Genomic DNA, 11,795 nt, shown 5'->3' with positions numbered 1-11,795 from the left:
CGTCCAGAGCCGGGGCACGGCAAGCAGAGACCGTGTCCAGACGCCCGATCCAGACCGATAACCTAGCCTCGCGGTAGGGAATGCCGCCAGAACGAGGAGAACGACATGAACTTCGACCGACGACGGTTCCTCGGGGTGATGGCCGCCGGTGCCGGTGCGCTCACCCTGGGCGCCTGTGGCGGCAGCAACTCCGACCCGCTCGCGGGCGGTTCGGCCTCGCCGGCCGGTGGCAGCAGCGGTTCCGCGGCTGCGGGCAGCATCGTGGTGGGCTCGGGCAACTTCACCGAGTCGGCCATCCTGGGGCAGATCTACTCGCAGGCGCTGGTGGCCAAGGGCGTCCAGTCGTCCGTCAAGGCCAACCTCAACTCGCGTGAGGTCTACATCAAGGCGCTGCAGGACGGGTCGGTCTCGGCCTTCCCCGAGTACACCGGCAACCTGCTGCTCTACTTCGACAAGAACGCGACGGCCAAGACCTCCGAGGAGGTCATCGCCGCGCTGCCGAAGGCGATCGGCTCGCTCAAGGTGCTCGACGCCTCGCAGGCCGTCGACCAGGACGTCTACTGCTGCACCCAGGAGTGGTCGCAGAAGAACGGCGTCACTTCGCTGGCCGACCTGAGCAAGGTGCAGAACCTGTCGGTCGGCGGACCGCCGGAGCTCCAGCAGCGCGACTACGGGCCTCCCGGGCTCAAGTCGGTCTACGGGGCGACCACCGCCAGCTTCAAGGCCTACTCCTCGACCGCGGTCAAGGTGAAGGACCTGCAGGACGGCAAGGTCGACATCGCCGACTTCTTCACCACCGAGAGCGCGATCGCCGACAACAACCTGGTCAAGCTCGCCGACCCGAAGACGCTGATCCTGCCCCAGCAGGTGATCCCGCTGGTGAGCAGCGCGGTGGCGTCGAACTCGACCGCGACGGCGGCGCTCAACGCGGTGCAGAAGGCGCTCACCACCGACGACCTGCTCGCGCTCAACAAGAAGGTCGACAGCGACCGGCAGGACCCGGCCGACGTCGCCAAGGCGTGGCTGCAGAGCAAGCAGCTGGTCTGACCCGAGCGCTCCGGGCGTCGGTGGGCGGATCTCCGCACACCGGCGCACGGGCGGCCGGCGCGACGTAGGGTGACGGACATCTGCCAGCGTCGGGGGACACCTGGAAAGGTCCACCGATGGTCGCCTCCACACCCTCGACGCGCCGGTCGTCCCGGTCGCGGTCGGCTCGCACCCTGCTGACCGGAACGGCGACGCTCGCGCTCGTCGTCTCCGATGCCCTGTTGGGCTCGACCCCCAGCGCCACCGCGGCTCCGGCTGCCCCGTCGGCACCGGCGGCGGCCCGGACGGCCGCGGCGCCGTCGTACACCGTCGGCACGGTGGTCTCCGGTCTGCGGCTGCCCTGGGACCTCACCTGGGCCGGCTCCATGATGATGTACGACCTGCGCGGCGGCGGGCTCTACGGCAAGCGCGGCAGCGCCAAGCCCAAGCGGATCACCCTGGCCAAGGGGCCGCGGCTCTTCGTCGGCAGCGAGGCCGGGATGCTCGGCCTGGTCGCCGACCCGAAGTTCTCCAGCACCCGGTGGTTCTACAGCTGCCAGGCCGTCGCCGACAGCCGTGGCCGGCCGCTCGACGTCCGGGTGCTGCGGTGGAAGCTCGACAGCGACACCCACGCCACCCTGAGCAAGACGATGATCAAGGGACTGCCGATCAGCAGCGGCCGGCACTCCGGCTGCCGGCTCCGGTTCAGCAAGTACGACATGCTCTACGTCGGCACCGGGGACGCCGCCGAGGGGCGCAACCCGCAGAACCTGCAGTCGCTCGGCGGGAAGATCCTACGGATCCGCCGGGACGGCTCGATCCCGCCGAGCAACCCGTTCTACTCCCGGGGCGGGAACGCCCGCTACGTCTGGAACTACGGGCACCGCAACGTCCAGGGCCTGGCGCTGCGGCCCGGCACCAACGACCTGTGGTCGGTCGAGCAGGGCACCTACCGCGACGACGAGGTCAACCGAGTGGTCCAGGGCGGCAACTACGGCTACAACCCGCTGCCCGGCACCTACAACGAGAGCGTGCCGATGACCGACACCCGGAAGTACCCGAAGGCGATCCGGGCGGCCTGGCGCTCGGGCGACCCGACCATCGCCACCTGCGGCGCGACCTTCCTCAGTGGCAGCCGGTGGAAGAGCTGGAACGGCGCCCTGGTGGTCGGCGTCCTCAAGGACGAGCAGATCCGGATCATGAAGATCAACAGCTCCGGCTCGGCCAGCACCGTCAAGATCATCACAGCCCTCAAGGGCCGGCACCGGATCCGCACCGTCCAGCTCGGCCCGGACGGCGCCCTCTACTTCACCACCTCCGACGGCTCGAACGACGTGATCGGCAAGATCACGCCGCGCTGACCGGGTCCGCGACCGGCTGTCGTCAGGAGTGCTGGGCGGCCGCGGCCACCACCGGGACGGCCTCGCGGTAGCGCTCCATGAACGCGGCGAAGCCGTCGACGTCGTCCGGCTGCGGGTCGAGCACGCTCAGCTCGACGTCGGCGAAGACGTCGCGGTCGAGGAACTCCTGCAGGCTGGCGCCGTCCGCGGCCCGGCTGAGGTAGGCGGCGAGCACGGCGATGCCCCAGGCACCACCCTCGGCGGCAACGTCGCCCACGGCGACCGGGGTCTCGACGGCCGCGGCCAGGAAGCGTTGCGCGACCCCCTTGGTGGTGAAGATGCCGCCGTGGGCGAACATCCGGTCGAGCCGGACGCCCTCCTCGTGCAGCACGTCCATGCCGATCCGCAGGGTGCCGAACGCGGCGTACAGCTGGGTCCGGAAGAAGGTGGCCAGGCTGAAGTCGCTGTCGGGTCGGCGGAAGAACAGCGGCCGCCCCTGGTCGAGCCCGGTGATCGGTTCGCCGGCCAGGTAGTTGAAGGCCATCAGCCCGCCGCCGTCGGCTGCGCCGTCCAGCGCCGCACCGAACAGCGCCCGGAACACCGCCGCCCGGTCGAGGTCGAGGTCGACGGCGGCCGCGAACTCGGCGAACAACCCGACCCAGGCGTTGAGCTCGCTGGCCCCGTTGTTGCAGTGCACCATCGCCACCGGGTCGCCGGCCGGGGTGGTGACCAGGTCGAGCTCGTGGTGCGGCCGGGACAGCGGACCCTCGAGCACCACCATGGCGAAGATGCTGGTCCCGGCGCTGACGTTGCCGGTGCGCACGGCGACCGAGTTGGTGGCCACCATCCCGGTCCCGGCGTCGCCCTCGGGCGGGCAGAGCGGGACGGCCTCGGCGAGCCGGCCGTCCGGGTCGAGCAGGGCCGCGCCGTCGGCGGTGAGGGTGCCGGCCTCGGCCCCGGCGACCAGCACCTCGGGCAGCAGCTCGGCCAGGTGCAGCGCGGCTCCGCGCTCGGCGGCCATCGCGTCGAAGCGCTCGAGCAGCCCGGCGTCGTAGTCGCGGGCCTCGCTGTCGATCGGGAACATCCCGCTGGCGTCGCCGACGCCGAGCACCCGGCGTCCGGTCAGCTTCCAGTGGACGTAGCCGGCCAGCGTGGTCAGCTGCGCCACCCTGCTCACGTGGTCCTCCTCGTCGAGGATCGCCTGGAAGAGGTGCGCGACGCTCCAGCGGTGCGGGATGTTGACCGCGAACGCCTCGCTCAGCGCCTCCACCGCCGCGCCGGTGTGGGTGTTGCGCCAGGTGCGGAACGGGACCAGCAGCTCACCGTCGGCGTCGAGGGCCAGGTAGCCGTGCATCATGGCCGAGACGCCCAGCGCCCGGAGCCTGGTCAGCTCGACCCCGTACTGCTCGCGGACGTCGGCGGCCAGCGCGGCGTAGCAGTCCTGGAGCCCCGACCAGACGTCGTCGATCGCGTAGGTCCACAGGTCGTCGACCAGCTGGTTCTCCCAGCTGTGGCTGCCCGAGGCCAGCGGCTGGTGGTCCGGGCCGATCAGCACCGCCTTGATCCGGGTCGAGCCGAGCTCGAGGCCGAGCACCGCCTCGCCCTGCTCGATCAGCTGTGCCGTCTGCTCGCGCGTCGTGTCCGCCACGTCCTCCACCCTTCCGCGCGGGGTGCCGGCCGCCCCGTCGCTGGTCGCGAACGATTGTGGCAGGCCGCTCGGCGCCGCCGGCCCACGGTCAGCGGCTGCGGCGGTGGGCCATCAGCTGGCGCAGGGCGAGGAACCGGATCACCGTGGCGGCGGCGTTGGCCACCACCAGCACGGCGACCTCGAGCGTCCGGCTCGGCGCGGCGACCAGATGGTGCACCGCCCACAGCGAGCCGCTGGTCAGCGCCAGCCCGATCCCGAAGGCGATCAGCCCGCCGGCGTGGTGCCGCAGCACCCCGCGCGACCCGGTCACGCCGAAGGTCATCCGGCGGTTGGCGGCGGTGTTGGCCACCGCGGTCACCAGCAGCGCGACCAGGTTGGCCGCCTGCGCCCCGGTGTGGTCGCGCAGCCCGAGGTAGATCACGAAGTAGGCCAGCGTGCTCAGCACCCCGATCACCCCGAACCGGAGCAGCTGGCCGAGCAGGCCGCCCGGCACGCCGGCCACCGGGGACGGCAGGTCGGCGTCCCGGGCCGTCCCGCCGACCCGGCGCGGGGCCAGCTCCGCGGCCACCCGCTCGACCGGGATGCTGCCGGTGAACAGCCCGCGGGCCATCCGGGCGATCCCGCGCAGGTCCTCGGTCGCGGTCCGGACGATGTCCACCCGGCTGTCCGGATCGTCGACCCAGTCGACCGGCACCTCGTGGATCCGCAGCCCGGCCCGTTGCGCCAGCACCAGCAGCTCGGTGTCGAAGAACCAGTTGTCGTCCTCGACCAGCGGCAGCAGCTCGGTGGCCACCACCCGACGGACCGCCTTGAACCCGCACTGGGCGTCGCTGAACGACACCGCCAACGCCCCGTGCAGCAACAGGTTGTAGCTCCGCGAGATGAACTCGCGCTTCGGTCCGCGCACCACCCGGCTGGTGCGCGACAGCCGGGTGCCGATGGCCAGGTCGGAGTGCCCGGAGATCAGCGGCGCCACCAGCGGGAGCAGCGCGGACAGGTCGGTCGAGAGGTCGACGTCCAGGTAGGCGACCACCTCCGCGTCGCTCAGCGACCAGGCCGCCTTGAGCGCCCGCCCGCGGCCCTTCTGCTCGAGCCGGACCGCGCGCACCCCCTCGAGCTCGCGCGCCAGCGTGCAGGCCAGCCGCCAGGTGCCGTCGGTGCTGGCGTTGTCGGCGATGGTCACCCGGGTCGGGAACGGGAAGCCGGCGTCGAGGAACCCGCGCAGCCGGGTCACCGACGGCCCGAGGTCGACCTCTTCGTTGTAGACCGGGACGACCAGGTCGACGACGACGGCCTGGTGCGGGTGGTGGTCCACGACGGTCAGCGAGGCCGTCCCGGCGGCGGAGCGGGAGCCCGGTCCGGGCTCCGTGGTGATGACGGTCATCAGGGTCCTGTTCTCGTGGGTCTGAGCGGTGGTCGGGGTGCTCGGCGGTGCGGCGTCGGCTCGCCGGTCCGCGGGCGGGTCGGGCTCGGGGCTGGTCACGGCTGGTCCGCTCGCTGTCCGGGGTGGGTCAGCCGGCGGTCAGGTCGTAGACGGTGACGCCGTCGACGGTGCGCGCGGTGTAGTGCTGGGCGACCCAGGCGGCGATCTGCGCGGCCTCGGAGCTGCTGTCGCGGCCGCCCATCCGGTCGCCCTCGCCGCCGCTCAGGTAGTAGTGGATCCGTCCGGCGGCGACGTCGGCCTGGAACTGCGCCAAGGTCGGCGCGGGGTCGCTGCCGCTGAACCCGCCGATCGCCATCACCGGCAGCCCGCCGGCCAGCTGGTAGCGGGCCGCACTCGTCGAACCGGTCGTGGCCGCGGCCCAGGTGTAGCTGCCGGACGACCGCAGCAGGGCCAGCAGCGAGCTCCCCACCGAGGCGTTCTGATCGCCGAAGCCACCGGCCCCCGCGCCCGTCCGGCCGGTGGTGCCGCCGTTCGGCGCCGTGCCCCCGAGACCGCCCTGCCCCGGGATGCGATCACCGAACCGGTCACCGAAGCGATCACCGAACCGGCCGCCGAAGCGGGCGCCGGCGCCGAACCCCCCACGCTCGGTCACCGGTCCCGCGGTGGGGATCGAGCCCTCGTGCGGCGTCCCGACGGTCTGCACGGTGTACGCGGCCGGGCCGGTCAGCCCGGAGGCGAGGGCCAGCGTCAGCGCCGTCCCGGCCAGCACCCGTGGCAGCCGGTCGGCGACGAGCAGCCCGAAGGCCGCCGCGATCCCGACGACCAGCACCAGCCAGCGGAGGGTCGCGTACGGCTGCCCGGTGGCCTGGCCGAGCAGGACGAAGCCCCAGACCGCAGTGACGGCCGACGCCGCGGCCAGGGCGATCCGCGGGCCCCGGCGGTGCCGCTCGGCCCAGACCTGGGTGCCGGCGGTGGCCAGGGTGGCGGCGACCAGCGGCGCCAGCGCGATCGTGTAGTAGTCGTGGTAGATCCCGGCCATGAACGAGAAGACCAGACCGGTGAGGAGCATCGCCCCGGCCCAGAGCAGGACGGTCGCGCGCGACCGGTCCGTGCGGGGGGCGCGGCCGCGGAGCACCACCGCGACGACGGCCAGCAGCAGCGCGGCCGGCAGCAGCCAGCTGATCATGCCGCCCGAGACCCCGGTGAACAGCCGGGTGATCCCGGTCTGACCGCCGAAGCCGCCGAACCCACCGCCACCGGGAAAGCCGCCGGCCATCGCCCCTCCGGGCGCACCGGTGCCGCCGTGGCTCTGACCGAGGATCCGGCCGAGGCCGTTGTAGCCGAAGACCAGCTCGAGCACCGAGTCGTCGGTCGAGCCGCCCACGTAGGGCCGCATCGACGCCGGCACCAGCTCGACGATGGCCACCCACCAGCCGAGCGAGACGATCATGGTCGCGAAGGCCAGCAGCAGGTGACCGAGCCGGCGGCGCAGCGTCGTGGGGGCGACCAGCAGATAGACCAGCACCAGCACCGGGAGCACCAGGAACGCCTGCAGCATCTTGGTCAGGAAGGCGAACCCGATCAGCACCCCGGCCAGCGCCAGCCACCCCTTCGACGCACGCTCGGCGGCGCGGAGGGTGACCGCGCAGGCGGCGGTGACCAGCAGCACCAGCAGCGCGTCCGGGTTGTCGAAGCGGAACATCAGCGCGGCCACCGGAGTGAGCGCGAGCGCGACGCCGGCGGCCAGCCCGGCCCGGTGTCCGCTGGTCCGCCGGACGGCGGCGTAGAGGACGGCGACGGTGGCCACCCCGCACAGCGCCTGCGGGACGAGCAGGCTCCAGGAGCTCAGCCCGAACAGCCGGATCGACAGCGCCATCAGCCACAGCGAGGCCGGCGGCTTGTCGACGGTGATCGCGTTCGAGGCGTCGAGCGAGCCGAACAGGAACGCCTTCCAGCTCTGCGACCCGGCCTGCGCGGCGGCGGCGTAGAAGGCGTTCGCCCAGCCGGAGGCCGCCAGGTCCCACAGGTAAAGGACGCCGGTGCCGACCAGCAGGGCGGCGACCGAGGCCCGTCGGGCGTAGCGGCGGCGCTCGGTCTCCGCCGCCTCCGGACCCGGACCGTCGGAGCGGTCGCCGGGACGCTGCGCCCGGTCGTCGGAGGGCTGGGCGGTGCCGCGGTCGGTGGGGGCGTGCGAGTCCCGGACCGGGTGCTGGTCGAGGGTGGCGAAGCTCATGACCCCGACCCTCGGCCCGGGCGCTGTGGCCCCCGTCGGGCACGGCTATCAGGCTGCTGTGAAGCACCGAGACGGCTGAGCGCGGGCTCAGCGGCCCGCTCGCGGCGGCGGCTGTCGGGAGGCGGCCGTACGCTCCGGCCATGCTGATCGCCCTGGCCCGCGACGGGCCCTCGGTGCGACTGGCCGAGCTCGACGCCGGAGGCCGTCCCATCGCCGAGCACACCGTCAGCCCGGACCGGTTGCCGGCCTGGGTGGCCGAGCGCGAGCGCGGTCAGCCCGACGGCCTGCGCTGGGTGTGGGCCGACACCGCACGGGTCTATCCGGTGCTGCTCGACGCCGGCGTCCGGGTCCGGCGCTGCCACGACCTGCGGCTGGTCCGGGCGATCCTCACCGACAACCTGCACGCCGAGCTCGCGCCGGCTGCGCCGGACGGCGGCGATCCCGCGGCCCCCGACCCGTTCGCGGTGGCCGCGCCGACCGAGCCGGGTGAGCCCGACCTGCTCGACGCGCTGGAGGAGCTCGAGGGGACGGTGGCGGGCCGCGACGAACCCGACCTGTCTGCGGTGGTCGCCGAGTTCGGGCGACAGTGGCGTGCGGTGGAGACTTCCTCGCGGGCCGCGCGGCTGCGGCTGCTGGTCGCGGCCGAGTCGGTCGGGGCGCTGATCGCCGCCGAGCTCCGCCACGACGGGCTGCCCTGGGACGTCGGGACGCACGACGCGACGCTGACCCGGCTGCTCGGCCCGCGCCCGCGGTTCGGCGGGCGTCCGGTCGTGCTCGAGACCCTGGCGGACCGGATCCGCGCCGCACTCGACGCCCCCACGCTCAACCCCGATTCACCGACCGAGCTGCTCCCGGCGCTCCGCCGGGCCGGGCTCGAGGCCGGCAGCACCCGCCAGCACGAGCTCGAGCAGCTCGACCACCCGGTGATCCCGGCGCTGCTGGAGTACAAGAAGCTCTCCCGGCTGCTCGCCGCGAACGGTTGGGCCTGGATGGACAGCTGGGTGGTCGACGGCCGGCTGCGGCCGGAGTACCTGCCCGGCGGCGTGGTCACCGGGCGCTGGGCCACCCGCGGCGGCGGCGCGCTCCAGCTGCCCAAGCAGATCCGCGGCGCGGTCCGTGCCGACCCCGGCTGGCGGCTGGTGGTGGCCGACGCCGCGCAGCTCGAGCCGCGGGTGCTGGCGGCGATGGCGGGGGACCGGGCGATGGCGGCCGCCGCGCAGGGGGCCGACCTGTACGCCGCCCTGGTCGGGCAGGGCGTGGTCGCCGAGCGGTCGCAGGCCAAGGTGGCGATGCTCGGCGCGCTGTACGGCGCGACCAGCGGGACCTCCGGACAGCTGATGCCGCGGTTGACCCGCGCCTACCCGGAGGCGATCGGGCTGGTCGAGCAGGCGGCCCGCGACGGCGAGGCCTACCGACGGGTCAGCACCTGGCTGGGGCGCTGCTCGCCCGAGGCCCCGGAGAGCTGGCGCGAGCTGCACCGCCGGCTGGTGGAGGGCGAGGCGGATGTCGCGGACGCCCAGCGCAGCCGCCGCCAGTCCCGGGACTGGGGGCGGTTCACCCGCAACTTCGTGGTCCAGGGGACGGCGGCGGAGTGGGCGCTGTGCTGGATGGGCGCGTTGCGGACCGCCCTGCGCGAGCTCGGGACCGAGGGACCGGGGCCGGGACTGGGCCGGCCGCACCTCGTCTACTTCCTGCACGACGAGGTGCTGGTGCACACCCCGGCCGGGCTGGCCGCGCAGGTGGAGGTGGCGATCGCCGACGCGGCCGCGCAGGCCGGGCGGATGCTCTTCGGCTCCCGGCCGGTCGAGTTCGCCCTCGACGTCCGGACGGTCGAGTCCTACGACGAGGCCGCCTGAGCCCGACGCCGGCTCGGACACGCCGAAGGGTTGGCCAAGAATCTCCTCAGCCGACGTCTCCCGCGTTGACCTGGCTGTGACCTGGTCCGGATAGTTGATCGCGCAAGTGTTTCGTCTTGCCTCGACCTCCTTTCCCCCCGGAGTTCAGCATGAACAAGCCCCTCAGGACCTGTCTCGCCCTCGGCCTCGGTGCCGCCGGCGTGATCGGGTCACTCGGCTCCAGCCCCCTCACCGCCGACGCCGCACCGCAGCAGAGCGTCACCGCCGCCCACCAGGTCCGGATGTCCAAGCGGATCTCCTGCGAGACCCGCACGGTCAAGGTCGGCGGCAACTACCAGGCCCAGGCCCGCTGCCGCGGGATGAACTTCTTCGCCACCTTCTACGTGACCGCGGGCTGCTCCAACCGCCGCTACGTCACCGGCGGCCCGTACGCCGTCCCGCACCTCGGCAGCTGGTCGAGCTGGCGCGGCGTCTCCTGCGGCCGCAACCGCGTCGCCTGGATGAACGCCTCGCTGTAGCGAGCGACCGCCCGCTCCGCGGGCCCACCGATTCCGCGCCCGGCCAGGTGCCCGGCGCCGGGGCCTGGCACCCCGGCCGGGCGCGGCGCACCTTCCCGGCGTTCCCGGGCGCGTCCGGCGCCGTCAGGAGGCGGTGACCGCGGGCAGGAACACGCTGAAGCGGGTCCGGCCCGGTCGGCTCTCCACCCGCACCTCGCCGTGGTGCGCCTCGACCACCGCGGCCACGATGGCCAGTCCCAGCCCGGTGCTGGTCACCGGCGTCCCGTTGAGCGAGCGCGCCCGCGAGCTGTCGGCACGGGTGAAACGCTCGAAGACGCTGGCTTGCAGCGAGTCCGGGATCCCCGGACCGTCGTCGGTGACCGTGATCAGCGCCCGGCCGTCGGCGGCGTGACCGAGCCCGACCTCCACCCGGGTGCCCTCGGGCGTGTGGTTGCGGGCGTTGGCGAGCAGGTTGGTGAGCACCTGGAGCACCCGGTTCGGCTCACCGAGGGCGACCACCGGCTCGTCGGGCAGCTCGAGCGCCCACTGGTGGTCGGGGCCGGCCGCCCGCGCGTCGCTGACCGCGTCGATCACCAGCGGGGCCAGGTCGATGGGGCGGACCTGCATGTCGGGTCCGGAGTCGAGGCGGGCGAGCAGCAGCAGGTCCTCGACCAGCTTGGACATCCGCGCGGCCTCGGACTCGACCCGGGTCATCGCGTACGCCGCGTCGGGCGGCAGTTCGTCCCGCCCCCGCCGGGTCAGCTCCGCGTACCCGCGGATCGAGGCCAGCGGGTTCCGCAGCTCGTGCGAGGCGTCGGCGACGAACTGGCGCACCTTCATCTCGCTGGCCTGCCGGGCGGCCAGCGCGCCGTCGACGTTGGCCAGCATGTGGTTGATCGCCTGACCGACCCGGCCGACCTCGGAGGAGGGGTCGGCGTCGGCGGGAGCGACCCGGACCGCCAGCGCGACCTCACCGCGGTCGAGCGGCAGCCGTGACACCTGCTGGGCGATCCCGGCCACCCGGTTGAGCGGCCGCAGGCTGCGGATCACCAGGGTCCGGGCGCCGATCGCCGCCCCGCCGATGGCCAGCACCGACAACAGCCCCTGCATGATCAGCAGCGAGACCAGGGTGTGGTCGACCTGGGCCAGCGGCACACCGGTGACGATCACCGCCTGGATGGTGTCGCCGTTCTGGTCGACCAGCGTCCGGGTGTACGAGACGACCCGGTAGTGCCCGAGACCGGTGAGGGTCACCGAGGTGATGTCGGAGGTCGGCTGGGTCGCGTAGAGCTCGGAGACGGCGACCGCGGGCATCCGGTACTGCTGGCGGCCGTCGCCCTGCACGACGTTGAACAGCGCCTGGCCGGACGTGGTGTAGACGGCCACGAAGGTGCCGATCACCTGGCCGGGCTGGAACAGCCCGCCGCCGGGATCGCCACCCGGACCGGAGTCGTTGCGGATCCGCGAGGTCGAGTACTGCAGCTGGGTGTCGACGTTGTGCAGCAGCAGCTGCCGGGTGGCCAGGGCCGAGGCGCCGCTGAGCAGCACCGCGGCCAGGGCCACCAGCGCGACCACCCGGAGCACCAGCTTGCGGCCCAGCGTGCCCCGACCCAGCGGGGTGGGCTGCGCCGCGACGGCACCGCCTGGACCGGGCGGGGGGACGCCCGGGCCCGGATCCGGAGAGGTCCCCGCTGCCGACGAGGGAGCCGGCTGCGCTTCTGACCGGGCTGCTGACCGGGCTGCTGACGGGGCTGTCGACGACGGCTGGCCGGTGACCAGCACCTCCGGCCCCCCGGGCGGCGCGAACCCCG

8 protein-coding genes are annotated in these 11,795 nt (G+C 73.6%); 4 read left to right on the top strand and 4 right to left on the bottom strand.

The features are described from left to right. The first annotated feature begins 105 nt into the window (after positions 1 to 105). Together FHX74_RS05020 and FHX74_RS05015 are read left to right on the top strand one after the other, a co-directional pair. The gene (locus tag FHX74_RS05020) at positions 106 to 1,047 is read left to right on the top strand and encodes an ABC transporter substrate-binding protein (RefSeq protein ID WP_182559040.1); all 942 of its coding nucleotides are present in this window, start codon (positions 106 to 108) and stop codon (positions 1,045 to 1,047) included. 116 nt (positions 1,048 to 1,163) lie between these two features. Then, positions 1,164 to 2,387, top strand: coding sequence for a PQQ-dependent sugar dehydrogenase (locus FHX74_RS05015; RefSeq protein ID WP_182559039.1), 1,224 nt, complete (start codon positions 1,164 to 1,166; stop codon positions 2,385 to 2,387). A gap of 22 nt (positions 2,388 to 2,409) precedes the next feature. On the opposite strand, the gene FHX74_RS05010 is transcribed toward FHX74_RS05015, so the two are convergent. The 3 genes from FHX74_RS05010 to FHX74_RS05000 form a co-directional block, all read right to left on the bottom strand. Then, positions 2,410 to 4,014 (bottom strand): xylulokinase, encoded by a 1,605-nt coding sequence (locus tag FHX74_RS05010; RefSeq protein ID WP_182559038.1) that lies wholly within the window; start codon positions 4,012 to 4,014, stop codon positions 2,410 to 2,412. Positions 4,015 to 4,102: 88 nt separating this feature from the next. Then, positions 4,103 to 5,497, bottom strand: a complete 1,395-nt coding sequence (locus FHX74_RS05005) for a bifunctional glycosyltransferase family 2/GtrA family protein (RefSeq protein ID WP_328823643.1) — start codon at positions 5,495 to 5,497, stop codon at positions 4,103 to 4,105. Between the two features lie 28 nt (positions 5,498 to 5,525). Next, a complete protein-coding gene (locus FHX74_RS05000) occupies positions 5,526 to 7,631 on the bottom strand; it encodes a glycosyltransferase family 39 protein (protein ID WP_182559037.1) in 2,106 nt (701 codons plus the stop codon). A gap of 140 nt (positions 7,632 to 7,771) precedes the next feature. On the opposite strand from FHX74_RS05000, the gene FHX74_RS04995 reads away from it, so the two are divergent. Both FHX74_RS04995 and FHX74_RS04990 read left to right on the top strand, forming a co-directional pair. Continuing rightward, entirely contained in the window at positions 7,772 to 9,487 is a 1,716-nt protein-coding gene (locus tag FHX74_RS04995) for a bifunctional 3'-5' exonuclease/DNA polymerase (RefSeq protein WP_182559036.1), read from the top strand. A gap of 149 nt (positions 9,488 to 9,636) precedes the next feature. Next, positions 9,637 to 10,005, top strand: coding sequence for a hypothetical protein (locus FHX74_RS04990; protein ID WP_182559035.1), 369 nt, complete (start codon positions 9,637 to 9,639; stop codon positions 10,003 to 10,005). Between the two features lie 123 nt (positions 10,006 to 10,128). Here the strand turns inward: FHX74_RS04990 and FHX74_RS04985 are convergent, their stop codons facing one another. After that, positions 10,129 to 11,559 carry a sensor histidine kinase gene (locus FHX74_RS04985; RefSeq protein ID WP_328823642.1) on the bottom strand — a complete coding sequence of 477 codons (1,431 nt, stop codon included), beginning with the start codon at positions 11,557 to 11,559 and terminating at the stop codon, positions 10,129 to 10,131. Between the last annotated feature and the right edge of the window lie 236 nt (positions 11,560 to 11,795).

The organism is Microlunatus kandeliicorticis (assembly GCF_014137855.1).
Classification (GTDB): domain Bacteria; phylum Actinomycetota; class Actinomycetes; order Propionibacteriales; family Propionibacteriaceae; genus Microlunatus; species Microlunatus kandeliicorticis.
Note: the sequence above shows the minus strand (reverse complement) of the source record. Positions and strands in the feature narration are given on the sequence as shown.